Origin of the sequence: Klebsiella sp. 18074 (assembly GCF_902705905.1) — a bacterium.
GTDB lineage: Bacteria > Pseudomonadota > Gammaproteobacteria > Enterobacterales > Enterobacteriaceae > Klebsiella > Klebsiella terrigena.
Genome location: NZ_CACSIS010000013.1, coordinates 1 through 26,307, shown reverse-complemented (window position 1 = coordinate 26,307; position 26,307 = coordinate 1). Strand labels below are relative to the sequence as shown.

Sequence of the window (26,307 nt, the reverse complement as noted above, 5' to 3'; positions counted from 1 at the left end):
GCCATTGACGCTTTCGGGCGGGCATCGGCGCTAAGGCCCTGCCCTTAGCGCCGGTCGGGAGCAGGCTGCCAGGGGTCCTTTTTGCGATCTTCGCTATCATCCCTTTTACGCGGTATTTCCCCTCGTTCGCGGGGATCGCCTTTTGCCGGATGGCGGGCCGGTTTATCAGGGGCGTTTACGCTAGACTGGGACATAGTATTTATCCTCCGCTGCTGGCTGCGGTCGTTACGCAAAGAGCAGACTATTTAACAGACGACGCAGATATATAGCATTGATGCCGGTGCGTTGACGCTGTGGGCAAAAAAATGCGGGCCAACGGCCCGCAGGATATATGACGCTGACGATAGCGTTACGCTTTATGCCAGACCGAGCGGGAATTAGCTGGCGCCTGATTTACGCCCGCCGCCGTGGCTATTCTCACCGCCCTTTTTCCCGGCTTCTGAAGCACGCTGAGGATCGTTTTTAAAATTCCCCCCGCTATGCTGACCGCCTTTACGACCGGCTGCAGATGCTTTTTCCCGGTCTTGCGCGAAATTACCCGTTCCACCTCTGTGCTCTGCCATAATGCTACCTTTCGGTTGGTTTATGAAAAATGATTCGCGATGGAAAATCATCGCCGTCGAGAGTTAACAGTAAGTGATATGAAGCCTGTGTCAAACCGCCGGATCGCTTACCCGGCGGGCCAGGCCAATAAAAATGGCGCCAGAAATAAATTTAAACATCTCATTCCATCCCGCATAACCCTCAACCGGACAACCTATTAAGCGGCACCGAATTATTTTTTCAGCGCTAAAATTCGGCGTATTTGTAAAGAACGTAAAATTAATATCATCCTGCCGCAGGCTATTACCACCACGCATCGCCAGGTAATACCTTCCGCACCGACTGCTGGAACAATCCTAAAGTTTTATTCAGCCCAAATCGGGCGTTGGAATAAAACATGGAGGCTAATCAGCCAATTACGCATGATATCTTCCCGCGGCAACATAATAACACCGACACCACGGCTTAATTAATCCATAAAATACCTTTTCGCGCCGGTCGTTGGGCCTATTATTAATATTTACCTGAACAGAGGAAATTAGATGAGCGACCACGCCAAACTCAGCGCACAATACCCCCTCCCTCCTTTTGCCGACCAGCCGCAAACACCTCCCGGCCTGGCATCGGAGATGCTGCCCGTTCCCGATCATGGCGAAGAAAGCTACGTTGGCTCGGCCAGGCTGTCCGGCAAGAGAGCGCTGATTACCGGCGGCGACTCGGGTATCGGCCGCGCGGTGGCCATTGCGTTTGCTCGGGAAGGAGCGGACGTGGCGATAAACTATCTGCCGGAGGAAGAAGCCGACGCCGAAGAGGTCATCGCTCTGATTGAGACCGCAGGGCGCAAGGCGGTGGCTATTCCCGGCGATATTCGTAGCGAATCCTTCTGCGAAGCGCTGGTTGAAAAGGCCGCCAGAGAGCTGGGAGGTCTGGATATTCTGGTCAATAATGCCGGGCGTCAGCAGTACTGCGACTCGCTGGCAGAACTCACGACGGCGGATTTTGACGCCACCTTCAAAACCAACGTCTACGCGCCGTTCTGGATAACCAAAGCCGCGCTGCGCCATCTCAAAGAGCATAGCGCTATCATCAACACCTCCTCGGTTCAGGCCTTTAAGCCGAGCCCGATACTCTTTGATTACGCCCAGACCAAAGCCAGCCTCGTGGCCTTCACTAAATCATTAGCCAAACAGCTGGGCCCGAAGGGGATCCGCGTCAATGCCGTCGCCCCCGGCCCCTACTGGACGGTTCTGCAGTCTAGCGGCGGCCAGCCTGAGGAGAAGGTCCGCCAGTTTGGTGCGGATACCCCGCTCGGTCGCCCTGGGCAGCCGGTGGAGATTGCCCCGCTGTACGTGACGCTGGCCTCCGACGCCTGCTCGTTCACCTCCGGCCAGGTCTGGTGTTCGGACGGCGGCGATGGCGTGCTGTAAGCCGTCCGCCAGCACGGCAGAGAGCACGATAGCGTTGTCGGCGCGCCGGCGTTGACAACGCTACAAATATGCAATATTAAATTAACACTTGCACTCCTCCCCGGCGGATCCCTGGTTATGTAATGTCCTGACAATAAGCCCGATAACAGTTGTATTAATTTTCAGCTAACGGCGGCTAGCCCGTGGCTGGAAAGACAATTTTTCGCTTATTACGGACATGACAATGATTCGAATCCTTCTCCAGACCATGGCGAATAAGCCGTGGCTACGCCTGCTCGCTCTCGCGTTTCTGATCTCCTCGATAGGCAACGGTATCACCTGGATCGTCGTTTTTGGCGAGCTAATCCGCCTCTCGACACCCGTCGCGTCGCTGGCTCTCGCCTACGTTCTGTCCACCGTGCCAGGACTGCTCGGCAGCATCGTGGGCGAACGCTTTTGCCGGCGCCTGAGCCCCTTTACGATCCTGATACTCGGCGAAGGGCTCGGCCTTATCGGATTGGCGGCGCCGTTTTATGCCGTGGCGATTGACTCTATCCCGCTGCTGCTCATCGCTCAGGCGATCGGGGCGTTCACCACCGGCATGACCTTCCCGGCGCTGAGTCAACTCTTCAAAACCGGCCTGAGCGAAGAGGAGCTCCCGGTCGCCACGACGCTCGAAAGCATTATTTTTGCCGGTAACGTGCTCTGCGGTATTGGTCTGGGATTCGTCCTGCGGGGATATATGAGCGCAACGCATCTGCTGCTTATCGATCTGCTGAGCTTCGCCGCCGCCCTCATCCTCCTCGGGCGGGCGAAAACGCGCGTCGGCGCGCCGTTTGTCGAGCACGTCCGGAGCCACTCTCCGCTGCGCCGGCAAACGCTGACCCATTCCCAGCGCCGTGCGATGCTGCTCCTTCCCCTGCTGGCCGCGGCGGGGGCGCCGGCAATGGCGCTGCTTCCGGGGCTGGCACCTGGGGCGCTCTCATCAGGCTCGCCGGAACAAACAACCGCTCTGGCGCTGCTTTTTACCCGCAGCCTGGGCCAGCTGGTTGGGCCGCTGCTGCTCAACCCGGCGCGTTTTGAAAAAAACAGCAGCAGCAACGGGCTGCCGATCGGCTGCCTGGCGATTTTTCTGCTGTGCTACGGGCTGATCCCCTTCGCGCCGTGGCCCGCTGTGGCGCTGGCGCTGGTCTTTGTGGCGCATATTTTCTCTAACGTCGTGTTCTCCCTCGCCGTCTACGCGTTGCTCAGAAACTTCGAGCGGCAACAGGTGCCAGCCGCGATCGCCAGAAGCTACCGGCGACAAATGGCGGTCTCGGCGATCGTCTCTCTCAGCGCGGGATACTGCGCTGAGGCTATCGGAGCCGCCGGCTCGCTCTATCTGTTCAGCGGAACGGGATTTATTTTGAGCGTCGCGCTGCTGGCGATCGGCAAAGCCTCTATCAGACCCGAGCGGGCGTAGCGGAGCGTTTATCAGCAGGATGACGGCGAAGTGCGGGATGCAGGGCTTCCATGCCCTGTAGAAGAGCTACTCGAAGAAAACTTCAGGGTTTTCAGAGAGCGAGACGAAGGATTTGGTGTTTTTATCGAGGGCACCAATCGCACCGCTTTCGATATCATATACCCAGCCGTGCAGGCGCAGCGCGCCGTCGCGCAGCCCGACGGCTACCGACGGATGCGTTTTGATATTGTTAAGCTGGGCGATAACGTTCTCTCGCACCATCGCATTCACTTTATCGATTTCGCTATCCCAGGTTTTGCTATCAACCACCGCTCTCGCCGCATCGGCATAGTGCAGCCAGTGGGAAACCGCCGGCATGGAGTCGAGGCACTGACAGGTCGCAACCGCCGTCATCGCGCCGCAGTTAGAATGGCCGCAAATCACGATATCGGTCACTCCGAGGGCAACAACCGCGTACTCGATGGTAGCTGAAACCCCACCCGGTTCCGGCCCGAAGGAAGGCACGATATTACCCGCATTACGAATAACAAAGAGCTGTCCAGGATCCTGCTGGGTCACCAGTTCTGGCACCAGACGGCTGTCGGAGCAGGAGATAAAAAGCGCTTTGGGATTCTGGCTGGAAGCCAGGCTACGAAAGAGCTCTTTACGCTGGGGGAAGATCTCTTTTTGGAAGTTGAGGAAACCCTCAATGATATGTTGCATAGCAGTGTCTCTTTTCTCTGTTTTAATTACGGTATGACAAAGATCACAGTATGTAGTGTATCACCGACGGGTCGAATGGGAATTATTTTGATAAACGGCGATTTAGCGAGCACCCGGCCGATGCCCCGGCGGGCGCTTGCCTGGCGGATAGCTACATAAAGAACTTCACCGCCTGTTGGAAGGTGGTCCCTATTCCCCACAGCAGCGGCACCCCTACCGCGAACCAGCTCAAGGCCATCAGCGCCCTCGACGGCCGCGGCTCCCAGCTGAGCTGCGCGTTCTCATTCACCGTATACAACCCCTTCGCCTGCTGCTGTTGCTGGGCGGACATAGCATATTTTTGCGGTATCGGGCGGATCAGCTGGTTGCAGATCAGGCCGATAACCAGCAGCCCGGTGAGGACCATCAGCGTAATATCGTATACCCGCTGTGGAGCAAGCCCCTGCGCCAGCTGATATTCCCGTAAATAATTCACTAAAACCGGGCCGCTAATACCGGCGGCGGACCATGCCGTCAGCAGACGCCCGTGAATCGCCCCCACCATCTGCGCGCCGAAGATATCGGCCAGATAGGCGGGGATAGTGGCAAAGCTGCCGCCGTACATCGAAATGATAACGCACAGGGCGCAGACGAAAATGGCGACATAGCCGCCGTGGTTGATCAGCGGCAAGGAGCCGTACAGCGCGGCGCCGAGAAGAAAAATCATGGCAAAGGTCATTTTCCGGCCGCAAAGATCCGAAACCGAAGCCCAGAAGAAGCGGCCGATGATATTAAACAGGCTCAGCAGCCCGGTAAAGCCTGCCGCCATGGTCGCGATGCGCCGTAGCTGGTCGGCGTTAAGCTCGTGCCATTGCAGACTCGTCGCCAGCAGCTTGCCGGCAAAAATCTCCTGCAGCATGGGTGAGGCCATCCCTAAAATACCGATCCCCGCCGTTACGTTCAGCCACAGCACCAGCCACAGCAGCCAGAACTGCGGCGTGCGCCAGGCTATGCTGACGTGTACCTGAATGGTGGAATGCGCGCTCATCACTTTTAGCGCCTTCTCTCCGGCAGGATGCCAGCCCATCGGCGGCAGACGATAGCCGAAGGTACCGCAGAGCATAAACAGGGCATAGATGACTGACAGCGCCAGAACGCTCTGCCAGACGCCGTTACCCGTCGCGTCGGCGAAAAAATTCATCAACGCGTTTGCCAGAGGCGCCCCCACCAGCGCGCCGCCGCCAAAGCCCATTATCGCCATGCCGGCGGCCATTCCGCGCTTATCGGGGAACCAGCGCAGCAGGGTCGAGACCGGAGAAATATAGCCCAGCCCAAGGCCGACTCCGCCAATAACCCCTGCCCCCAGCCACAATAGCCAGAGCTGATGAAAATAGATGGCAACGCTTGAGAGCAGCAGCCCGCCGCACCAGCATAGCGTTGCGATGAAGCTCACCAGCCGCGGCCCGACCTTTTCCAGCCAGCTTCCCCACAGCGCCGCGGAGCAGCCGAGAAAGACAAAAAACAGCGTATAGGTCCAGCCTAGCAGCGAGATTTTCCAGTCGCATTCACGGGTAAAAAGCTGCTGCCAGAAGGACATCGTGACCGGGCAGTGCAGCGATCCGCTGCCGCCCACCAGCTGCGACATCGGTAGCCAGAAGACGGAAAAACCGTAGGCCATCCCGATACAGAGATGCACCGCCAGCGCCGCCGGCGGCACCAGCCAGCGGTTAAACCCCGGTCGGGCGATAATGCGTGGTTTTGAAAAAAAAGCGTGTCGCGGGGGTACGGATGAGGGAGCGATATTGTCATTGGTTTGCGCCATGTTCCTGTCCTTATCATGTTTGCTACCGGCCGCCGCGGCGGCCGAAGAGAACATCACAAGGCAAGAACGGTGCCATCCATCCCGTTAAGACTATGAAATGGCGACTGAAGCGAGCAAGCACGACGGCGGATCGCTTTGAACATTGCGCTCAAAAAACGAACAACCCCAAAGTCATCAAAGAGCGACAACGAAGCGGGCGCCCGGTAGCGATTTTGATAACTGGACTCTCAGAGTGATACGCGGGGTGCTTTCAGCCCCTCCGGCCGGCGCTTTTACAGCCCCACCAGCTCATACTTTTTAATCTTACGATACAGGGTGGCAATGCCAATCCCGAGCTCATCTGCCGCCTGCTTTTTATTGCTATGGCGGGTTAACGCTTCGCGGATCATCTGCCTTTCCATCTCCTCCAGCGCCGTGACGCTCTCCTCTTCTCCCGGCATGCTCACCGGGAGGGCGGCGCCAGGTTCACGCTCGGCAAGCCTGGCGCCGCTGATAATATTGGGTGGCAGAAGCGAGGCGTCGATAACCTCGCCCGAGGGCACCACGTTGACCAGATACTCCATCAGGTTGCTCAGCTCGCGAATATTTCCCGGCCAGCGGTAGCCCTTCAGCATGGCAACGACCTCCGGAGCCACGCCGGGGTAGACCAGCTCAAGGCGCCGAGTGTGCAGATGGAGAAAATAGTGGATCAGCAGCTCAATATCCTCCTGACGCTCCCGCAGCGGCGGCAGTCTGAGAGGGATCACGTTGAGGCGATAGTAGAGATCTTCGCGGAATTTACCGGCCACGATAAACTGCTCGAGATTTTGGTTAGTCGCCGAAATAATGCGGATATCGACGGGCACCGGATGGCTGGCGCCGACGGGCTGGATTTCGCGCGATTCAATCGCCCGCAGTAGCTTAGCCTGCAGCGTCAGGGGCATATCGCCAATCTCGTCGAGAAACAGCGTGCCGTGGTTTGCCGCCTGGATAAGCCCGGTCTTGCCGTTCGCCGAGGCACCGGTAAACGCGCCCTTGACGTAGCCGAAGAGCTCGCTTTCCAGCAGCTGGTCAGGGATAGCGGCGCAGTTAATGGCGATAAAAGGTTTGGCCTGACGATCGCTGAGCTTGTGTATCGCTCTGGCAACCACCTCTTTCCCGGTGCCGCTTTCGCCGGCAATCATGACGCTTGAGGGGCTGGGGGCGATGCGGCTGATCAGCTTTTTCAGCTGCCGCATCGGCCGACACTCTCCCACCATCTGCTCAATCTGCGGCTCCTCCACCGAGGCGGTTAAATTCGAGGAGGAGTGCGATTGATGGAAGGCCATTAAAAACAGCCACTGATCCTGAACCGCGTGCAGCTGGCCAATAATCATTTCGGTCTTGTTATCGAATGAGATCACGTGCTGCATATGACCGCGCGTGAAATTATGCTCAAAGGTCAGCGGCCTGAAATTAATGAGCTGACCGATCATATTTCCCTGGTTCGCCCCGAGAATCTTTAACGCCGTATGATTGGCAAATTTGACCTTCTGATCGTGACCGACAACCAGAACCCCCTGGTCCATATTTTCGATCATCGTTAAAAACATCTTCTGGATATTATCGCTGCCGCCCTGATCCTCCAGCAGTCGTGAAACAAATATAGACGAAACGTGGCGGACATAATCGGAAAACTCGCGCAGGTTGTTATTAATACGCTCCTGCTGCTCGCAGGTTAATGCCACCAGACTAATGACCCCTACGCACTGCTCCTGATAAATAACCGGAGTACCCAGAAAAGCTTTCTCTTTACAGCTATCTTTACTGGTACATCCTTTACACAAGGGATCGAAACGGGAATGGGTTACCACCTTCTCTTTCTTTGTTTCAATAATGTAGCGCAAAAGTCGCGAATCTGTATTTAATTTGCGCCCCAGTGATTTGGCATATACGCCGGTCCCGGCAACCCGGCACAGCGTGTTATCAACAATTTCAACTTCGAGCTGAAGCACGCTGGATAGCATCCTCGCAAAGCGCTGGATGGTCGGCTGAATCTGCATCAAAACGGAAAATGTGTTAGAGGGCATCATAATAGACCTTTTAATATCACTAACCAACTGAGATATCTGGGATATGTGATTGTTCTTATTCTTCGGCCATGATACTAACTCAGCCGCCAACAATATTTGATAGAGGCAGGCTTCTTTTTCACTCCTTGACGAAAATATGTAAGAAGTATCACATTTTCATATCAATATGAGAATTGACGCGGTGTATTTATCACTTTGGTGACTTTTTACGCCGCCGCCGAGGGTATATCTCTTCGCGGACTTAACCTGCTTTCGCCCGCATCCGAATAAGACCGTGAATTTATTATTACCTCTGACCACCTGAAGCTATATTTCGTGACAACCTTCGCATAATTCTCGCCCCTTCCCCCCCGTTACGCCTGAGGCTGGATGAACTGGCATGCTTATTGTTAGGAGAAATATAGCGCTGGCAGTCGCTATTGCGTCACCACCCTTTTCCGACCGCACAGCAATCATTAAGCCGTCACTCACCCCAGGATTTAAAAAATGAAAACTGTTAACGACCTGATTAAGGATATCAACAAGCTAGATTCGCATCTTCATCAGAAGGACTTCCTGCTGACGTGGGAGCAGTCCCCGGATGAGCTAAAACAGGTGCTGGACGTTGCGGCGGCATTAAAAACCCTGCGCGCGGAAAATATCGCCACCAACGTATTTAACAGCGGTCTGGGCATTTCGGTTTTTCGCGACAACTCAACCCGCACGCGCTTTTCCTACGCCTCGGCGCTGAACCTGCTCGGCCTTGCGCAGCAGGACCTGGACGAGGGTAAATCGCAGATTGCCCACGGCGAAACCGTGCGTGAAACCGCCAACATGATCGCCTTCTGCGCGGACGCTATCGGCATCCGCGACGACATGTACCTCGGCGCCGGCAACGCCTATATGCGCGAGGTGGGCGAAGCGCTCGACGACGGCTATCGTCAGGGCGTGCTGCCCCAGCGCCCGGCGCTTATCAACCTGCAGTGCGATATCGATCACCCAACCCAGGCCATGGCCGACCTCGCCTGGCTGCGGGAGCATTTCGGCTCGCTAGAGGAACTCAAAGGCAAAAAAGTCGCCATGACCTGGGCCTACTCTCCGAGCTACGGTAAACCACTCTCGGTCCCGCAGGGCATCATCGGCCTGATGACCCGCTTCGGTATGGATGTCACCCTCGCCCACCCGGAAGGCTACGATCTGATCCCCGACGTTATCGAAGTCGCCAAAAACAACGCCGAGGCCTCCGGCGGCAGCTTCCGCCAGGTCACCAGCATGGAAGAGGCCTTCAAGGATGCCGATATCGTCTACCCGAAATCCTGGGCGCCCTACAAGGTCATGGAAAAGCGCACCGAACTGCTGCGCGCCGAGGATCGCGACGGACTGGAGGCCCTGGAAGCCGCCTGCCTGGCGCAGAACGCGAATCATAAAGACTGGCACTGCACCGAAGAGATGATGGCGCAGACGAACGGCGGCGACGCGCTCTATATGCACTGTCTCCCCGCCGATATCACCGGCGTCTCCTGCGCCGAGGGCGAAGTCAGCGAAGCGGTCTTCGAAAAATACCGCATCGCCACCTATAAAGAAGCGAGCTGGAAGCCGTACATCATCGCCTCGATGATCCTCTGTCGGAAATATGCCAAACCCGGCCTGCTGCTGGATCAGCTGCTGGACGAAGCGCAAAAACGCGTCAAATAACCCCTCAGGCCGGCCGCTGGCTGGCTCTCCCTCTCACGTCATGAAGGATAAGGAAAGAGTATGTCTGCTTTCTCACTGAAAATGGATATTGCCGATAATCGGTTTTTTAACGCCACGGGCTCGCCGCTTTTTTCTCGCCAGCAGGCGCAGCAGGCGCGCTGCTTCCATCAAAAAATCGCCGGCTATCAGCCCACGCCGCTGTATGCCCTCGACGACCTTGCCGCCCTCTTTGGCCTCGGCCGGATTCTGGTCAAGGATGAATCGCAGCGCTTCGGCCTGAACGCCTTCAAGATGCTCGGCGGCGCCTGGGCCATTGCGCAGCTGCTGTGCGAAAAATATCGCCTGGATATCAACGAATTTTCCTTCGACACGTTCAAGCCCGGCATGACGGAGAAAATGACCTTCGCAACGACCACCGACGGCAACCACGGCCGCGGCGTGGCGTGGGCCGCGCAGCAGCTGGGGCAGAACGCGGTGATCTATATGCCAAAAGGATCGGCCCAGGAGCGCGTCGACGCCATCCGGCGGCTCGGCGCCGAATGCATCGTCACCGAAATGAACTATGACGATACCGTGCGCTTCACCCTGCAAACGGCGCAGCAAAACGGCTGGGAGGTGGTGCAGGATACGGCCTGGGAGGGATATACCCGCATCCCGACCTGGATTATGCAAGGCTACGCTACCCTCGCCGACGAAGCGGTCGAGCAGATCGCGTCCATGGGCATTGCCCGCCCCACTCACGTGTTTCTGCAGGCCGGCGTCGGCGCCATGGCGGGAGGCGTGCTGGGCTACCTCGTGGACGCCTATGGCGCCAACAATTTGCATTCGGTGATTATCGAACCCGAGCTGGCCGACTGCCTATACCGCTCCGGCGTTAAGGGCCAAATCGTCAACGTCGGCGGCGAAATGGCCACCATCATGGCCGGCCTCGCCTGCGGCGAGCCCAATCCGCTGGGCTGGGAAATTCTGCGCAACTGCGCGACCCAATTTATCTCCTGCCAGGACGCCGTCGCCGCCCTCGGGATGCGCGTGCTGGGTAATCCCACCGGCGGCGATCCGCGGGTGATTTCCGGCGAGTCCGGCGCCGTCGGGCTCGGAGTGCTGGCCGCCGTACATTTTCATCCCCAGCGCGAAGCGCTGATGCACAAGCTCAGGCTGGACAGCAACGCCGTCGTGCTGGTCATCAGCACCGAAGGCGATACCGACGTGAAGCACTACCGGGAAGTGGTCTGGGAAGGCAAACACCCGGCAACACGATAGGCCTCAGCATACTTTTCAACTCATCCCGCGCGGCGGGAAAATCAGAACCGGAGAACCGAGCCATGGCTAAGCATATTCCATTCAAACTGATCCTCGAAAAAGCTAACCACTACCAGCAGGATATGACGCGTTTTTTACGCGATATGGTGGCCATACCCAGCGAAAGCTGCGACGAGAAGCGCGTCGTCCAGCGAATTAAAAAAGAGATGGAGAAGGTGGGTTTCGACAAAGTTGAAATCGACCCTATGGGCAACATCCTCGGCTATATCGGCCACGGCCCGCGCCTTGTGGCAATGGACGCGCATATCGACACCGTGGGCATCGGCAATATCAAAAACTGGAATTTCGATCCCTATGAAGGCATGGAGACCGACGAGCTGATCGGCGGGCGCGGCACCTCGGATCAGGAAGGCGGTATGGCCTCGATGGTGTATGCGGGAAAAATCATTAAGGACCTGGGCCTCGAGGATGACTATACCCTGCTGGTGACCGGTACCGTTCAGGAAGAGGACTGCGACGGCCTCTGCTGGCAGTACATCATCGAGCAGTCCGGCATTCGTCCCGAGTTCGTGGTCAGCACCGAGCCCACCGACTGCCAGATATACCGCGGCCAGCGCGGACGCATGGAGATCCGCGTCGACGTCCAGGGGGTCAGCTGCCACGGCTCGGCGCCGGAGCGCGGCGATAACGCGATTTTCAAAATGGGGCCGATTCTTAACGAACTGCAGGACCTCTCCCAACGCCTGGGCAATGACGACTTCCTCGGCAAAGGCACTCTGACCGTTTCGGAAATCTTCTTTACCTCACCCAGCCGCTGCGCGGTTGCCGACAGCTGCGCCGTCTCCATCGACCGCCGCCTGACCTGGGGAGAGACCTGGGAAGGCGCGCTGGACGAGATCCGCGCCCTGCCGGCGGTACAAAAAACGGGGGCGGTGGTATCGATGTACAACTACGACCGCCCTTCCTGGACCGGCCTGGTCTACCCCACCGAGTGCTACTTCCCAACCTGGAAAGTGGAGGAGAACCACTTTACCGTCCAGGCGCTCAGTAACGCCTATGAGGGCCTGTTTGGCAAAGCGCCGGTGGTCGATAAGTGGACGTTCTCGACCAACGGCGTGTCGATCATGGGCCGTCACGGGATCCCGGTCATTGGCTTTGGCCCCGGCAAAGAGCCGGAAGCCCACGCCCCGAATGAAAAAACCTGGAAATCGCATCTCGTGACCTGTGCCGCAATGTATGCCGCCATCCCGCTGAGCTGGCTGGCAACAGAATAATGATTATCCGCAATACCTCCCGCCGCCAGCGACGGGAGTCTGGAGCTTTTTATGCGCGTACTGATTAAAAATGGCACCGTCGTCAACGCTGACGGCCAGGCAAAACAGGACCTGCTGATTGAAAACGGCTTAATCAGTCAGCTGGCGGCAGACATCACCGTGGAGCAGCCCTGCGAAATAATTGACGTCGAGGGATGCTACGTGATGCCTGGGGGCGTGGACGTCCACACGCATTTTAATATTGATACCGGACTCGCCCGCAGCTGCGATGATTTTTTCACCGGCACCCGCGCCGCCGCCTGCGGCGGCACAACGACCATTATCGATCATATGGGCTTCGGGCCAGCCGGCTGCCGTTTGCGCCACCAGCTTGAGGCCTACCACGGCTACGCCGCCTACAAAGCAACCATCGACTACAGCTTTCACGGCGTGATCCAGCATATCAACCACGCCATTCTTGATGAGATCCCGCTGATGGTTGAGGCGGGGATCAGCAGCTTTAAGCTCTATCTCACCTACCAGTACAAGCTTAACGATGACGAGGTTCTTCAGGCGCTAAAGCATCTGCATCACGCCGGAGCGCTCACCACCGTCCACCCGGAAAACGATGCCGTGATTGCGCAAAAGCGCGCCGAATTTCTCGCCGCCGGCAAAACCGCGCCGCGCTATCACGCCCTGAGCCGTCCGCCGGAGTGCGAGGCCGAAGCCATCGCCAGGATGATCAACCTGGCCCAGCTTGCCGGCAACGCCCCGCTGTATATCGTGCATCTCTCTAACGGGCTGGGGCTCGATTATCTGCGCCTTGCCCAGGCGCGCCGGCAGCCGGTTTGGGTCGAAACCTGCCCGCAGTATCTGCTGCTCGACGAGCGCTGCTACGAGCGCGACGACGCGCTGCAGTTTCTGCTCAGTCCGCCGCTGCGCAACGCCCGCCACAACGACGCGCTGTGGTGCGGCATCGCCGATGGCGCCATTGACGTGGTGGCAACCGATCACTGCGCCTTCTCCATGGCCCAGCGACAGCAGCTATCCGGCGGCGACTTCAGCCGCTGCCCCAACGGCCTGCCCGGAGTTGAGAACCGCCTGCTGCTGCTGTTTTCGCACGGCGTGATGAGCGGCAGGATCTCGCCGGAGCGCTTCGTATCGCTCGTCAGCACCACGCCGGCCAGGCTGTTTGGCCTCTGGCCGCGAAAAGGCGTGCTGGCACCCGGCGCGGATGCCGATGTGGTCATTATCGACCCGCGACGAACCACCACCATCCGCCACGAACAGCTCCACGACAACGCCGACTACTCGCCCTGGGAGGGGTTTATTTGCCAGGGCGCCATCCGCCAGACGCTGTCTCATGGCCGGGTCATTTTCAGCCACGGCACCTTTACCGGCAGCGCCGGGCAAGGCCGATTTATACGCCGTAACCCTTTTTCAGCCGCGCCGGATTTCTCGCGCGGCGCACGCTTTTAAAGAGAGGCATTAATGAGTAAGAAAATTGTTCTCGCCCTCGGCGGCAACGCCTTAGGGGACGATCTTGCCGGACAGATGCAGGCGGTGACGCAAACCGCGCAGGCGATTGTTGACCTCATTGCCCAAGGGCATCAGGTCGTGGTGACCCACGGCAACGGCCCGCAGGTCGGGATGATCAATCTGGCCTTCGAAGCCGCCGCCAAAACCGAGGCCCATACCCCGATGCTACCAATGTCGGTCTGCGTCGCCCTCAGCCAGGGATACATTGGCTACGATCTGCAAAATGCGCTGCGCGAGGCGCTGCTCGCCCGCGGGATGCCGGTTCCGGTCGCCACGGTGATCACCCAGGTTGAGGTTGACGCCGCCGATGAGGCCTTCCTCGATCCGAGCAAGCCCATCGGTTCATTCTTCAGCGCAGCGGAGGCCAAAGTCCTGACCCGCCAGGGCTACACGCTGAAAGAGGATGCCGGGCGCGGCTATCGGCGGGTGGTAGCCTCGCCGGAGCCCGTCGATATTATCGAAAAAGAGACGGTGAAGGCGCTGATGGATGCCGGACAGGTGGTGATTACCGTCGGTGGCGGCGGTATTCCGGTGGTCCGCGAGGGGAACCACCTGCGCGGGGTGAGCGCGGTCATCGATAAGGACCGGGCCAGCGCCAGGCTCGCCGCCACGATCGATGCCGATATGCTGATTATCCTTACCGCGGTGGAAAAAGTAGCCATCAACTTTGGCCAGGCCAATCAGCAGTGGCTGGACCGGCTCTCGCTGAGCGATACCGACCGCTTTATTGCCGAAGGCCATTTCGCCAAAGGCTCCATGCTGCCGAAAGTCGAGGCCGCCGCGGCGTTTGCCCGCTCCCGGCCGGGGCGCCGGGCCTTAATTACCATGCTGAGCAAGGCCCGGGAAGGGATAGAAGGCAAAACGGGAACCCTGATTGAAGGATAGCCCACGGCCCCTCGCGGCACTCGCGAGGGGGTTCACATCATGCGGTCTCCAGCGTTTTCTGTCCCTCACTATCCTGATATACGGGCATCATCAGGCCGCCGGGAGCCTGGTTTTTGATCTGCAGGATCTCGGCCAGGACGCTGACCGCAATCTCGTGCGGCGTTTCGGCGCCAATGTTGTAGCCCACCGGCGCATGGAGACGCGCAATATGCTCTTCCGCCACGCCGCTTTCCCGCAGCTGGCGTAAAAACACCTGCACCTTGCGGCGGCTGGCCAGCAGCCCGAGCCAGGCCACCGGCAGGTCGATCAGCTTATCCAGCGCCTCCCGGTCTTTATTATTCGTGGCGATAAGGACAAAATCATCGGCCCCCACCGCCAGCCGTTCAACGGCCGCGGCAAAGCTTTCGGCATGCACAAGCCGGGCGGTCGGCGGAAACAGCTGCGGATCGAGGCTGGCAGAATGGATATCGGTGACGACAATATCAAACCCAAGCAGCGCCGCGCCCTGCGCCACTGCGCGATTGACGTGCCCGCCCCCGACCAGCACCAGCCGCGGCCGCTGGCAGTGGACGCTGATAAACACCGACATCGCCCCGCCGCAGTCGGAACCTACGGCATCCGTGCCGCTGCGCGCCATCCGGCCGTGAAACATGCGCGAGGACTTTTCAGCCATCGCCCCCAGCGCTTCATCGATGACCTTACGTTCGACCATCCCGCCACCGATGGTACCGATAATGGTGCCATCAGCGCGGATCAGCATCTGCGCGGAGTGTCTGGGCGTTGAGCCACGGCTCTCGACAATCTGCGCCAGCGCAAACGGGCAGTTCTGTGCTTCAAGCCTCGCGGCTTCTGAGAAAATATTCATAACAACCTCAATGGCTATTCCGGTGGTCAGCCCGGGCGGGCCGGGTCCTGTACTCTGCACTGCGTCATCTGCGGGCTGGCCGCATTTTCTCACTTTGAGACTGCTGATTTCTCCCACCCAGCGGCGACATCCTGCCGGCGGGCCTGAAACGGCGGACAGCATTGACGGCAGCGGCCTAACGCTAGAATGGAGTATGCAAGGTTCATGCTCAGCCGCAGCTTTTAGGCCAGATTCGTGAACCGGGTCGCGGAAGCGGGGTCAGGCGGACGGTTTTATTTGCCGGCAGCACGTCCGTTATTCATTTGGCGGACTCATTTGGCGGAATAGTTTGCCCGTTTAATAATAAAGCCGCACAGCAAACATTATCATTGTGATAGCTCGCCGATAATTTTTAACGCTATTCTCCCCGTGCATTATTGAATGATTTTAATTCTCATTTAAACAGGCGATCTCACGGCAATAACCGTCGTCAACTTTAGAGTTCCTTCACAAATTCATGCCTAATCCTGCCGCCGGTTAAATAACTGGTGCGAATGTTGCTATTCCTTTCTCCATCCGCCGGAATGAATACGCCGCACGCTATTTTCATTACTGAGATGGCAGCCTTGAAAATAGCGCGCTCGTACCGGCAACATTGATCGCATACATGAATCTAAGGAGAGGGTTATGGGTGATATTATGCGTCCCGTCCCGTTTGAGGAACTTTTGACGCGTATTTTCGATGAGTACCAGCATCACCGTTCAATATTCGGCATTCCGGAACAGCAGTTTTATATCCCGGTAACGTCCAGGCGCCTGAGCGTATTTGGTGAGTGCTGCGCCACGCCCATCGGCCCCGCTGCCGGGCCGCACACCCAGCTGGCGCAAAATATCATTACCTCATGGCTCACCGGCGGGCGTTTTATTGAACTGAAAACCGTGCAGATCCTCGACCACCTTGAGCTAGAAAAACCCTGTATCGACGCCGAGGACGAATGTTTTAACACCGAGTGGTCCACCGAATTTACCCTGCTCAAAGCCTGGGATGAATATCTGAAAGCCTGGTTTATCCTCCACCTGCTGGAGGAGATATTCCCCTTCACGCCGTCACAATCCGGCAAGTCGTTTATTTTTAATATGAGCGTCGGCTATAACCTCGACGGTATTAAGCAGCCGCCGATGCAGCAGTTTATCGACAATATGATCGATGCCGCCTTTCATCCTAAATTCGAGCAGTATCGCGATACGCTCTCCCGCTGGACGCATAGCGACCGCTTTGTGATCGGCAATCAGCTGGAGGATATTCGTCCGCAGCTGGCGACGCTGGCCCAGCGCATCCCGAGCCGGCTGGTGAGCGGCGTCACGCTCTCCACCATGCACGGCTGTCCGCCCGATGAAATTGAGGCCATCTGCCGCTATATGCTGGAAGAGAAAGGGCTGAATACCTTTGTGAAGCTCAACCCGACGCTGCTTGGCTACCCGCGCGTGCGCGAAATCCTCGATACCTGCGGCTTTAGCTACATCGGCCTGAATGAAGAGTCCTTTGACCACGATCTGAAAATCGGCCAGGCGCTGGAAATGCTGCACCGCCTGATGGCGCTGGCGGAGGAGCGCAGGCTGGGTTTCGGCGTCAAGCTGACCAACACTCTTGGGACGATCAATCGCAAAGGGGCGCTGCCCGGCGATGAGATGTATATGTCCGGCCGCGCGCTCTTCCCTCTCGCCATCAACGTTGCCGCCCTGCTGTCCCGCGAATTTGACGGCAGGCTGCCTATCTCCTACTCCGGCGGCGCCAGCCAGCTGACGATCCGCGAGATATTTGAAACCGGGATCCGCCCGATTACCATGGCCACCGACCTGCTAAAACCGGGCGGCTATCTGCGGCTAAGTGCCTGCATGCGCGAGCTGGAGCAGGCCAGCGGCTGGGATTTACAGCAGGTGGACGTCCCGCGCCTCAGCGCGCTGGCCGAAAAAGCCATCAGCATGGAGTACACCCAGAAGCACTGGAAATCGCCGGACCGCATCGAGGTCGCAGAGCCACTGCCGCTCACCGACTGCTACGTCGCGCCCTGCGTGAGCGCCTGCGCGATTAAGCAGGATATCCCCGAGTATATTCGCCTGATGGGCGAGCAGCGCTATGCCGACGCGCTGGAGCTTATCTATCAGCGTAACGCCCTGCCGGCGATTACCGGCCATATTTGCGATCATCAGTGCCAGAGCAACTGTACTCGCCTCGACTACGACAGTTCGCTCAATATCCGCGAGCTGAAGAAAATCGCGCTCGAGAAAGGCTGGGAAGAGTACCGGCGGCGCTGGCACAGGCCGGCCGGCTCCGGCTCGTTGAACCCGGTGGCGGTGATCGGCGCAGGCCCCGCGGGGCTTGCTGCCGGCTACTTTCTCGCCCGAGCAGGATACCCGGTAACCCTGTTTGAACGCGAAGCCAACGCCGGGGGCGTGGTGCGCAACATCATTCCGCGCTTCCGTATTCCCGGGGAGCTGATTCAGCACGATATCGATTTTGTGGTGAACCACGGGGTTAATATCGTCTACGGCTGCGATCCGCAGCTGACGGTGGAGAAGCTTCGCGGCGAAGGCTACCGCTACGTGCTGGTCGGCACCGGCACCGACAAGAACAGCGGCGTCAGCCTCAGCGGCGACAACCGTAACGTGCGAAAATCGCTGCAGTTTTTACGCGAATACAATCGCGGAGTGACGCTGAGCCTGGGGAAACAGGTGGTGGTCATCGGGGCGGGCAATACCGCCATGGACTGCGCCCGCGCCGCGCTGCGGGTACCCGGCGTGGAGAAAGCAACCATCGTCTACCGCCGCTCTCTGCAGGAGATGCCGGCATGGCGCGAAGAGTATGAAGAGGCGCAGCGTGACGGCGTCGCGTTCGAGTTTCTCAGTAATCCTGAACAATTCTACGCCGACGGGACGCTCACCGTCCGGGTGATGGCGCTCGGCGACGCCGATGAAAAAGGCCGCCGTCGCCCGCTGGCAACCGGCCAAACCCGCACCCTACGGGCGGATACGGTCATTACTGCTATCGGCGAACAGCAGGACGTTGCGGCGCTGGCGGCGATGGGCATTCCGCTGGACGACAGCGGCTGGCCGGCGGCGGATCCTACGGGAGAAACCGCGCTGCCGGGGGTATTTCTTATCGGCGACGTTCAGCGCGGCCCGTCGTCCATCGTCTCGGCGATCGGCAACGCGCGCCGGGCAGCGGATGCGATTCTGGCGCGAGAGAATATTGCCAACCACCATCAGCATAAGCGGTGGAACAACGTCGATCCGGCGGATATTTACCAGCGCAAAGGGACTATCGCCATCGCTGAGGTGGCAAGGGATCGCCGGGAGGCGTTCGTGGCTCAGGAGGCGGATCGCTGCCTGGAGTGCAACTACGTGTGCAGCAAATGCGTGGACGTGTGCCCAAACCGCGCCAACGTCTCAATCGCCGTGCCGGGATTCCAGAACCGCTACCAGACGCTACACCTCGACGCCTACTGCAACGAATGCGGCAACTGCGCACAGTTCTGCCCGTGGCAGGGCAAGCCCTACAAAGACAAAATTACCGTCTTTAGCCTGGCGCAGGATTTCGCCAACAGCAGCAACCCCGGCTTCTTCATCGAGGACGACAGCGTTCACCTCCGGCAAAACGAGCATACCTGGCTGCTGAAAATCGACGATAGCGGCCATATCGCTGACGTTCCCCCTGCCGTTACCGATCTTTGCCGCATCATTAGCCACGTTCATCTTAACCACCGCTACCTGCTGGGAGGCGTCGAAGTATGAGTATCTTAATTCTGAAAAATGCCACCGCCGCGCAGCTCTATCCGGCGAAGGTCATGGAAGGTATCGATATCGCGATTGAAAACGACGCGATCCTCGATATTGCTCCGGGGATCGCTCAGCGCTATCCCCAGGCCACGGTCAAAGAGATGCACGGCCGGCTGGTGATGCCGGGGATGGTCTGCGCGCATAACCACTTCTATTCCGGCCTGTCGCGCGGGATCCAGGCCACTATCCCCTCCAGCCCCGATTTTATCTCGACGCTGAAAAATCTGTGGTGGCGCCTCGACCGCGCGCTGGATGAGGAGTCGCTCTACTACAGCGGGCTGATTTGCGCCATGGAAGCCGTGCGCAGCGGCTGCACCGCGGTGATTGACCACCACGCTTCTCCCGGCTATATCGCCGGGTCGCTCAGCCAGCTGCGCAGCGCCTTTCTGCGGGTCGGCCTGCGGGGAATGACCTGCTTTGAGACCACCGATCGCAACGGCGGGCTTAAGGAGCTCCGGGCCTGCGTTGAGGAGAATATTCGCTTTGCCCACGAAGTCGACAGCGCCCGGGAGATGGGCCGCGACCCCTACCTGGTTGAGGCGCACATCGGCGCCCATGCCCCCTTTACCCTACCCGACGAAGGGCTGGCGATGCTCGGCGAGGCGCTGCAGGCCACCGGCCGCGGCCTGCATATCCATGCGGCGGAGGACCGTTACGACGTTAGCCATAGCCATCATCGCTACGGTAAAGACCTGCTGGTCAGGCTGGCGGAATTTAACCTGATTGACCGCAAGACGCTGGTTGCCCACGGCCTGTACCTCTCCGATGAAGATATTGAGATCCTCAATTCTCAGGATGGGTTCCTGGTGCATAACGCGCGCTCAAATATGAACAACCACGTCGGCTATAACCAGCGACTGGTGGACTTCCGCAACCTGGCGCTGGGCACCGACGGCCTGGGCTCGGATATGTTTGAAGAGCTAAAGTTTGCCTTCTTTAAGCACCGCGACGCCGGCGGGCCGCTGTGGCCGGACGGCTTTGCCCGCGCCTTAAGCAACGGCAACGAGCTGCTCGCCCGCAGCTTTAACGCCCGCTTCGGCCGCCTCGAGGCGGGATACAAAGCCGACCTGACGATTTGCGACTATCCGTCGCCCACGCCGCTTATCGCCGAGAATATCGCCGGGCATATCGCCTTTGGCCTCGGCAGCAGCCACGTGCATAGCGTGATGGTCAATGGCGTGATGATTTACGAGAACCGGCGGTTTAGCTTCGATCACCAGCCGCTCTTTGCCGAGGCTCAGAAAGCGGCGATGAAGATGTGGGCGCGGATGGACGCGCTGTCTTAAGGCTGCGTCGGCCATGCATCGGCGCGGGTTAGTCCACGAGGCCTCAAGCCGGTCAGCAGAGCAGCTGACCGGCTTTTTTACCTGATCCGCGAGTGCACCGCTTGCTGCCTGATTCAACCGCGACGACGTGCGTCCCGTAGCGAAAAGGCATGCAGCGGGGCCCTGGCTCCCCGCTGAAATCGGCGAACCGAAGGCCGAAAGACAAGGGCTGGCCGCCAGGGATGGCGGCAAGAGGCGAATCGAGACAGGAGCGAGCCCCTGAAATGGGCGAGCAGGTCGAGTTGAGCCGACCGCAGGCTGCAGGCCGGGAGGTGAGCGCAGAGCGCAGCACCGATTTCCGTGCGGGACCGCGGGGATTGTTAAGGGGAAGACGGTTATCTTCCCCTTAACCCGGTCACCTGGCATCAAGGCCGCATGTTCTGCAAAGCGTCCGGTGAACGGAACCTCCTCTCAGCTGACCAGGGGAATCGCTCGACAGCGATCTCCATTCCCCGCTCGCTAGCAGTGGTCTTCTGGCAGCGAGGCTGCATGTTCTGCCAGGCGCCCGCTGAACGGAACCTCCTCTCAGCTGACCTGGGGATCGCTCCGCAGCGATCTCCATTCCCCGCTCGCTAGCAGCGGCCTCCTGGCACCGAAGCCGCATATTCTACCAGGCGCCCGCTGAACGGAACCTCCTCTCAGCTGACCTGGGGATCGCTCCACAGCGATCTCCATTCCCCGCTCGCTAGCAGTGGTCTTCTGGCACCGAGGCCGCATATTCTACCAGGCGTCCGCTGAACGGAACCTCCTCTCAGCTGACCAGGGGGATCGCTCCGCAGCGATCTCCATTCCCCGCTCGCTAGCAGCGGCCTCCTGGCACCGAGGCCGCATGTTCTGCCAGGCGCCCGCTGAACGGAACCTCTTCTCAGCTGACCAGGGGATCGCTCGACAGCGATCTCCATTCCCCGCGCGCGGCGGCCTCCTGGCGCCGTTTGAGCAGCGTGGCCAGCCGCTCGCTGGTCATCACGCTCAGCGCTGCGGTCGGACAAACCGCCACGCAGGCAGGACCGCCCTCGCGGCTCGCGCACAGATCGCATTTGATAATCAGCGGCGGATGCGCGGCGACAATCTCCACGATAATGGCCCCAAAGGGGCAGGCTACCGCGCAGCTCTGGCAGCCGATGCAGCGCGACGCATCGGCCTCAACCCGATCCTCTCCCATGCTCAGCGCCGCCACCGGGCAGGCCGCCACGCAGGGGGCGTTCTCGCACTGATGGCACATTACCGGTACGCTGAGGCTATCGAGACGCTGGACCTTCAGACGCGGCTGAAACATGGCCGCGGATGCAGAATGCTCCAGCGCGCAGGCGACCTCGCAGGTCCGACAGCCGATGCAGGCCTCGGCGCTGGCGATAATAAAACGGGTCATAGGCTCTCCTTTCGCTTAAACAGGCCGAGCATCTCTTCCGCCGCCCGGCGCCCGGCGGCCATTGCGGTCACCACCAGATCGGCACCGTGTACCGCGTCGCCGCCGGCAAAAACTTTATCATTGCGGGTCTGCGTGCTGGCCCGGCCTTCGCCGCCCGTGCAGATTTGCCCCCAGCGGTCGAGGTCGATCCCGTGACCGCGCAGCCAGGGCATATCGTGCGCCTGGAAGCCAAACGCCATCACCAGCACGTCGGCCGCCAGCTCAAACTCAGAACCGGCAACCGGGCGCGGGCGACGTCGCCCGTCCGGCCCCGGCTCGCCCATTTCGGTACGGATCATGCTCACCGCGCGCACCGCCCCTTTACGGCCGCGGAGGATCCGCTGCGGCTGGAGGTTAAACTGAAACGCCACGCCCTCTTCCCTGGCGTTGACCACCTCTTTTTTCGAACCCGGCATGCTCTGCTCATCGCGGCGGTAGGCGCAGGTCACGCTCGCCGCACCGCGTCGAGCGGCGGTGCGCAGACAGTCCATCGCCGTATCGCCGCCGCCGAGCACCACAACATGCTTACCCTCGATATCGGTGAGCGGATACTCCCCGGACGCCTCCAGTCCCATGACTTCGCGGGTGCTGGCAATCAAAAACGGCAGCGCCTGAATCACCCCCGAGGCATCTTCCCCCTCGAGGCCGGCGGCCATCAGGCCGTAGGTGCCGACGCCGAGGAACAGCGCATCGTAGTCGGCCAGCAGATCGGCGAACGCCACGTCGCGCCCCACCTCGTGGTTAAGATGGAACTGAATGCCCATGGCGCTGAAAATCTCTCTTCTCACCGCCAGCAGGCTCTTATCCAGCTTAAACGGCGGAATACCGAAGGTCAGCAGCCCACCGATTTCCGGATGCCGGTCGAAAACGTCAACCTTTACCCCCGCGCGCGTCAGGATATCGGCGCAGCCCAGGCCCGCCGGCCCGGCGCCAATCACCGCCACTCGCTCCTCACGAGGGCTGACGTCCCCTGCCTGCGGCCGCCAGCCCATCGCCAGCGCGCTGTCGGTAATATAGCGCTCGAGATTGCCGATGGTTACCGCCCCGCCCTGGGTCTTCATGGTACAGGCCCCTTCGCACAGCCGGTCCTGCGGGCAGACCCGGCCGCAGATTTCCGGCAATGAGCTGCTTTGATGGCACAGCTCCGCGGCCTCGATAATCTTTCCTTCATTCACCAGGCGAATAAAATCCGGGATGTGGTTATGCAGCGGGCAGGTCCAGTTGCACCATGCTTTCTGCGCGCAGTAGAGGCAGCGTTCGCTCTCATATTCCGCCTCAGCGGCGCCGAGTGGGTGATAGATCTCCGCGAAATGCGCCTTGCGCTCCTCGGCGGAGATCTTTTGCCCCCCCACCCGCGGCGGCTTACGCAAGAAGGCCGAACGCCGGTCGTCGCCCCGCATCCGCACCGGCTGACCCTGGGCGGCACGGGCCTGCCTTTCACGACGCAGCTGGTTTAGCCCGGATTCATCCATCAGCCGCAGCGCCTCGGTGGGGCAGCTGCTGACGCAGGCCTGCAGGCCCGACGGATGCTGGCGACAAAGATCGCATTTCTGCGCCAGCTGCGGCGCATCCTCACCGGCGGCTACCATCTCGATCGCGCCAAAGGGACAGGCAACGGCGCAGTTTTTACAGCCGATACACTCCGCCGGCTTAAGCTGGATACTGTCGGTGGAGAAACAGAGCGCCTGGGTCGGGCAGGAGGCCACGCAGGGCGCATCGTTGCAGTGACGGCAGGTGGTCACGCGGCTGACGCCGCGGTGAGAAACCAGGTGGATACGCGGAAGAAAATCATGCCGCCGCTGCGGCCAGCAGTCCTCGTTGTGGGCGACAGCGCAGGCCACTTCGCAAGCGTGGCAGCCGATGCAGCTCGCAGCGTCGGCAACAATAAATCGGTTCATTGGCTTCCCTTGTTATTATTCCGAAATTGACAAAGGGTCGCGATGCAATAATCAGGCGATTTTTACATTCTCAATCGTGGCGAACTTATTTTTGCGAGCAGCCTCAAAAAAATATCCCCTTCACCCGGCATAAATATCAGGGAGACGCGCTGCAGAATCATATTGTGAGTCAGAATGATTATTTCCCTCTCATTATGAGACGCTATTTTCTCCACGGCGTTTTTTCTCCCACCGCGCGCCGCCGTTACCGCCTCTTTCTGTGATATTCGACTCATTTCAACATTATTTTGCCTGCAGGAAGAAAAACTGGCACTGCCTAAGCATGGTAATAGCGAGCTTTGCACTCTCTCTATTCACCCCCTTCCCGGTCGGCTCCTAAGCCCGCCGTTGGATATTAAGGAGAAATACATTATGAGCGCCATTGATTCTCAACCACCATCGGTCACTGGTAGCCCCCACACAATTGATGAGGTGGATCGCGTCTTATCCCCGGGGAAGCTGGTCGTTCTTGGTTTGCAACACGTTCTGGTTATGTATGCCGGTGCCGTCGCCGTCCCTTTAATGATTGGCGACCGGCTGGGGCTAAGCAAGGAAACGGTCGCACTGCTGATCAGCTCCGATCTGTTTTGCTGCGGCGTCGTTACCCTGCTGCAGTGTATCGGCGTCGGACGTTTTATGGGCATTCGCCTGCCGGTTATTATGTCGGTGACCTTCGCCGCCGTGACGCCGATGCTGGCCATCGGCATGAATCCCGATATCGGACTGATGGGTATTTTCGGCGCGACGATTGCGGCCGGGATCATTACCACCCTCCTGGCGCCGCTGATCGGCCGATTGATGCCGCTTTTCCCCCCGCTGGTCACCGGCGTCGTCATCACATCCATCGGTCTGAGCATTATGCAGGTCGGGATCGACTGGGCGGCCGGAGGGAAAGGTAATCCGGAATACGGCAGCCCCATCTATCTGGGGATTTCGTTTGCCGTACTGCTGTTTATTCTGCTGGTCACCCGCTTTGCCAAAGGCTTTATGTCTAACGTCGCCGTGTTGTTAGGCATCGTTTTCGGTTTCGGCCTGTCGATGATGATGAATGAGGTTAACCTCACCGGCCTGCATGACGCCCACTGGTTCGCCGTGGTCACTCCGCTGGCCTTAGGTACGCCCGTCTTCGATCCGATATCAATCATCACGATGACCGCCGTCATGATCATCGTTTTCATTGAGTCAATGGGGATGTTTCTGGCGCTTGGCGAAATTGTCGGTCGTAAGCTGACGCCGCAAGATATCATTCGCGGCCTGCGCGTTGACGGCATCGGTACCCTATTCGGCGGGCTGTTTAATAGCTTTCCGCACACCTCCTTCTCGCAGAACGTGGGCCTGGTCAGCGTCACCGGCGTCCATAGCCGCTGGGTCTGCGTCGCATCTGGCGCCATTCTGATTATCTTTGGCACGGTGCCCAAGATGGCGGTGCTGGTGGCCTCTATCCCGCAGTTCGTGCTGGGCGGTGCGGGGCTGGTGATGTTCGGCATGGTGCTGGCAACGGGGATACGCATTCTCGCCCGCATCAACTACTCCACCAATCGCTACAACCTCTATATCGTCGCCATCAGCCTTGGCGTCGGCCTGACGCCAACGCTATCGACGCAGTTTTTCTCTAAATTCCCCGAGGTACTGCAGCCGCTGCTGCACAGCGGGATCATGCTGGCTACGTTTAGCGCCGTCACCCTGAACCTGTTTTTCAACGGCTACAACAAGCACACCGGTCTGGTGCCGGAAGCTCAGGCGGCGCATCGTGCGCCGCGCACGGTGCGCATGTGGTTATTAATGCGCAAGGTTAAAAAACAGCAGCATGAGGAGTAGCGCTGGACGGTGCGGCATCGGGGTGACCCGCTGCCGCGTTTCATTTTGCAAATAAGCACAACAGCTTGCGGAGAAACCACCATGCTACTTCGCCTGACCCTCGCCGTGACCCTACTGCTGATGATGAGCTTTCCGGCGATACAAGCGGCTGTCGATCTCGGTATCAGCAGCCGGTTTGGTTTTTTTTTGTTTTTTTAATCGCGACATCGCTGCCGCATGATTAAAAGGAGTCCCGTCACAATGAAAATGGTAACAACCGTGTGCCCCTACTGCGCGGCCGGCTGCAAGATAAAGCTGGTGACCGAAGAGGGGCAGATTATCCGCGCCGAGCCGGCGATGGGCAAAAATAACCAGGGAACCCTGTGCCTGAAGGGCTACTACGGCTGGGACTTTATTAACGATACCCAGATCCTCACCCCGCGCCTGAAAACCCCAATGATCCGCCGCCAGCGCGGCGGCAGGCTGGAGTCCGTCTCCTGGGATGAGGCCCTCGACTACGTTGCCACGCGCCTCAGCGCGATTAAGGCTAAGTACGGCCCGGATGCCATCCAGACCACCGGCT

Annotated in this window: 19 protein-coding genes and 1 pseudogene; 11 read left to right on the top strand and 9 right to left on the bottom strand. The window is 59.1% G+C overall.

Going from position 1 to position 26,307, the window contains the following annotated elements; translation table 11 throughout:
• Nucleotides 1-44 precede the first annotated feature (44 nt).
• The 3 genes from GVK32_RS28890 to GVK32_RS14140 all read right to left on the bottom strand — a co-directional run bounded on the left by GVK32_RS28890 (nt 45) and on the right by GVK32_RS14140 (nt 860).
• The gene (locus tag GVK32_RS28890) at nt 45-194 is read right to left on the bottom strand and encodes a hypothetical protein (RefSeq protein ID WP_200842880.1); all 150 of its coding nucleotides are present in this window, start codon (nt 192-194) and stop codon (nt 45-47) included.
• A 183-nt stretch (nt 195-377) separates the two neighbouring features.
• Entirely contained in the window at nt 378-563 is a 186-nt protein-coding gene (locus GVK32_RS14145; RefSeq protein WP_159873613.1) for a general stress protein, read from the bottom strand.
• Nucleotides 564-653: 90 nt separating this feature from the next.
• Nucleotides 654-860, bottom strand: coding sequence for a hypothetical protein (locus GVK32_RS14140; RefSeq protein ID WP_159873611.1), 207 nt, complete (start codon nt 858-860; stop codon nt 654-656).
• A gap of 225 nt (nt 861-1,085) precedes the next feature.
• Between GVK32_RS14140 and GVK32_RS14135 the strand changes: the two genes are divergently transcribed.
• Nucleotides 1,086-1,970 carry an SDR family oxidoreductase gene (locus GVK32_RS14135; protein WP_159873609.1) on the top strand — a complete coding sequence of 295 codons (885 nt, stop codon included), beginning with the start codon at nt 1,086-1,088 and terminating at the stop codon, nt 1,968-1,970.
• 223 nt (nt 1,971-2,193) lie between these two features.
• Nucleotides 2,194-3,411 carry a hypothetical protein gene (locus tag GVK32_RS14130; protein WP_159873607.1) on the top strand — a complete coding sequence of 406 codons (1,218 nt, stop codon included), beginning with the start codon at nt 2,194-2,196 and terminating at the stop codon, nt 3,409-3,411.
• A 66-nt stretch (nt 3,412-3,477) separates the two neighbouring features.
• Here GVK32_RS14130 and GVK32_RS14125 read toward each other — a convergent pair whose 3' ends face one another.
• From GVK32_RS14125 to GVK32_RS14115, 3 genes are all read right to left on the bottom strand, one after another.
• A complete protein-coding gene (locus tag GVK32_RS14125) occupies nt 3,478-4,113 on the bottom strand; it encodes a carbonic anhydrase (protein WP_071844942.1) in 636 nt (211 codons plus the stop codon).
• Between the two features lie 151 nt (nt 4,114-4,264).
• Nucleotides 4,265-5,914 carry an OFA family MFS transporter gene (locus tag GVK32_RS14120; RefSeq protein ID WP_159873605.1) on the bottom strand — a complete coding sequence of 550 codons (1,650 nt, stop codon included), beginning with the start codon at nt 5,912-5,914 and terminating at the stop codon, nt 4,265-4,267.
• A 272-nt stretch (nt 5,915-6,186) separates the two neighbouring features.
• Nucleotides 6,187-7,965 carry a sigma-54-dependent Fis family transcriptional regulator gene (locus GVK32_RS14115; RefSeq protein ID WP_159873603.1) on the bottom strand — a complete coding sequence of 593 codons (1,779 nt, stop codon included), beginning with the start codon at nt 7,963-7,965 and terminating at the stop codon, nt 6,187-6,189.
• A 486-nt stretch (nt 7,966-8,451) separates the two neighbouring features.
• Here GVK32_RS14115 and ygeW point away from each other — a divergent pair, with 486 nt between their 5' ends.
• The 5 genes from ygeW (at nt 8,452) to arcC (ending at nt 14,576) form a co-directional block, all read left to right on the top strand.
• Nucleotides 8,452-9,639: a knotted carbamoyltransferase YgeW gene (gene ygeW, locus GVK32_RS14110; RefSeq protein ID WP_159873601.1), complete on the top strand. Its 1,188-nt coding sequence runs from the start codon at nt 8,452-8,454 to the stop codon at nt 9,637-9,639.
• Nucleotides 9,640-9,699: 60 nt separating this feature from the next.
• Nucleotides 9,700-10,899 carry a diaminopropionate ammonia-lyase gene (gene dpaL, locus GVK32_RS14105; RefSeq protein ID WP_159873599.1) on the top strand — a complete coding sequence of 400 codons (1,200 nt, stop codon included), beginning with the start codon at nt 9,700-9,702 and terminating at the stop codon, nt 10,897-10,899.
• Between the two features lie 62 nt (nt 10,900-10,961).
• Nucleotides 10,962-12,173 (top strand): YgeY family selenium metabolism-linked hydrolase, encoded by a 1,212-nt coding sequence (locus tag GVK32_RS14100; RefSeq protein ID WP_132509845.1) that lies wholly within the window; start codon nt 10,962-10,964, stop codon nt 12,171-12,173.
• 51 nt (nt 12,174-12,224) lie between these two features.
• Nucleotides 12,225-13,631, top strand: coding sequence for a dihydropyrimidinase (gene hydA / locus GVK32_RS14095; RefSeq protein ID WP_159873597.1), 1,407 nt, complete (start codon nt 12,225-12,227; stop codon nt 13,629-13,631).
• A 12-nt stretch (nt 13,632-13,643) separates the two neighbouring features.
• A complete protein-coding gene (gene arcC / locus GVK32_RS14090) occupies nt 13,644-14,576 on the top strand; it encodes a carbamate kinase (RefSeq protein ID WP_159873595.1) in 933 nt (310 codons plus the stop codon).
• Between the two features lie 85 nt (nt 14,577-14,661).
• On the opposite strand, the pseudogene GVK32_RS14085 reads toward arcC, so the two are convergent.
• Nucleotides 14,662-15,441 (bottom strand): annotated as a pseudogene (locus GVK32_RS14085) (XdhC family protein); the annotation flags it as partial.
• Nucleotides 15,442-16,107: 666 nt separating this feature from the next.
• On the opposite strand from GVK32_RS14085, the gene ygfK reads away from it, so the two are divergent.
• Nucleotides 16,108-19,212 carry a putative selenate reductase subunit YgfK gene (gene ygfK / locus GVK32_RS14080; protein ID WP_159873593.1) on the top strand — a complete coding sequence of 1,035 codons (3,105 nt, stop codon included), beginning with the start codon at nt 16,108-16,110 and terminating at the stop codon, nt 19,210-19,212.
• Entirely contained in the window at nt 19,209-20,543 is a 1,335-nt protein-coding gene (gene ssnA, locus GVK32_RS14075) for a putative aminohydrolase SsnA (protein WP_159873591.1), read from the top strand. The genes ygfK and ssnA overlap by 4 nt, the downstream gene beginning before the upstream one ends.
• Before the next feature lie 904 nt (nt 20,544-21,447).
• On the opposite strand, the gene GVK32_RS14070 is transcribed toward ssnA, so the two are convergent.
• Nucleotides 21,448-21,951: a 4Fe-4S dicluster domain-containing protein gene (locus tag GVK32_RS14070; protein ID WP_159873589.1), complete on the bottom strand. Its 504-nt coding sequence runs from the start codon at nt 21,949-21,951 to the stop codon at nt 21,448-21,450.
• A complete protein-coding gene (gene ygfT, locus GVK32_RS14065; protein WP_159873587.1) occupies nt 21,948-23,888 on the bottom strand; it encodes a formate-dependent uric acid utilization protein YgfT in 1,941 nt (646 codons plus the stop codon). The genes GVK32_RS14070 and ygfT overlap by 4 nt, the downstream gene beginning before the upstream one ends.
• A 411-nt stretch (nt 23,889-24,299) precedes the next feature.
• Between ygfT and GVK32_RS14060 the strand changes: the two genes are divergently transcribed.
• Complete coding sequence (locus GVK32_RS14060; RefSeq protein ID WP_159873585.1) at nt 24,300-25,745, top strand: nucleobase:cation symporter-2 family protein; 1,446 nt, start codon at nt 24,300-24,302, stop codon at nt 25,743-25,745.
• Nucleotides 25,746-25,985: 240 nt separating this feature from the next.
• On the top strand, nt 25,986-26,307 hold a 322-nt coding region (locus tag GVK32_RS14055; protein ID WP_159873583.1), incomplete at its 3' end, for a molybdopterin-dependent oxidoreductase.

Bases quoted from the DNA above. Each gene is read 5' to 3' on its own strand.
- GVK32_RS28890 (WP_200842880.1), bottom strand. From the start codon at position 194: ATGTCCCAGTCTAGCGTAAACGCCCCTGATAAACCGGCCCGCCATCCG.
- GVK32_RS14145 (WP_159873613.1), bottom strand. From the start codon at position 563: ATGGCAGAGCACAGAGGTGGAACGGGTAATTTCGCGCAAGACCGGGAA.
- GVK32_RS14140 (WP_159873611.1), bottom strand. From the start codon at position 860: ATGCGTGGTGGTAATAGCCTGCGGCAGGATGATATTAATTTTACGTTC.
- GVK32_RS14135 (WP_159873609.1), top strand. From the start codon at position 1,086: ATGAGCGACCACGCCAAACTCAGCGCACAATACCCCCTCCCTCCTTTT.
- GVK32_RS14130 (WP_159873607.1), top strand. From the start codon at position 2,194: ATGATTCGAATCCTTCTCCAGACCATGGCGAATAAGCCGTGGCTACGC.
- GVK32_RS14125 (WP_071844942.1), bottom strand. From the start codon at position 4,113: ATGCAACATATCATTGAGGGTTTCCTCAACTTCCAAAAAGAGATCTTC.
- GVK32_RS14120 (WP_159873605.1), bottom strand. From the start codon at position 5,914: ATGGCGCAAACCAATGACAATATCGCTCCCTCATCCGTACCCCCGCGA.
- GVK32_RS14115 (WP_159873603.1), bottom strand. From the start codon at position 7,965: ATGATGCCCTCTAACACATTTTCCGTTTTGATGCAGATTCAGCCGACC.
- ygeW (WP_159873601.1), top strand. From the start codon at position 8,452: ATGAAAACTGTTAACGACCTGATTAAGGATATCAACAAGCTAGATTCG.
- dpaL (WP_159873599.1), top strand. From the start codon at position 9,700: ATGTCTGCTTTCTCACTGAAAATGGATATTGCCGATAATCGGTTTTTT.
- GVK32_RS14100 (WP_132509845.1), top strand. From the start codon at position 10,962: ATGGCTAAGCATATTCCATTCAAACTGATCCTCGAAAAAGCTAACCAC.
- hydA (WP_159873597.1), top strand. From the start codon at position 12,225: ATGCGCGTACTGATTAAAAATGGCACCGTCGTCAACGCTGACGGCCAG.
- arcC (WP_159873595.1), top strand. From the start codon at position 13,644: ATGAGTAAGAAAATTGTTCTCGCCCTCGGCGGCAACGCCTTAGGGGAC.
- ygfK (WP_159873593.1), top strand. From the start codon at position 16,108: ATGGGTGATATTATGCGTCCCGTCCCGTTTGAGGAACTTTTGACGCGT.
- ssnA (WP_159873591.1), top strand. From the start codon at position 19,209: ATGAGTATCTTAATTCTGAAAAATGCCACCGCCGCGCAGCTCTATCCG.
- GVK32_RS14070 (WP_159873589.1), bottom strand. From the start codon at position 21,951: ATGACCCGTTTTATTATCGCCAGCGCCGAGGCCTGCATCGGCTGTCGG.
- ygfT (WP_159873587.1), bottom strand. From the start codon at position 23,888: ATGAACCGATTTATTGTTGCCGACGCTGCGAGCTGCATCGGCTGCCAC.
- GVK32_RS14060 (WP_159873585.1), top strand. From the start codon at position 24,300: ATGAGCGCCATTGATTCTCAACCACCATCGGTCACTGGTAGCCCCCAC.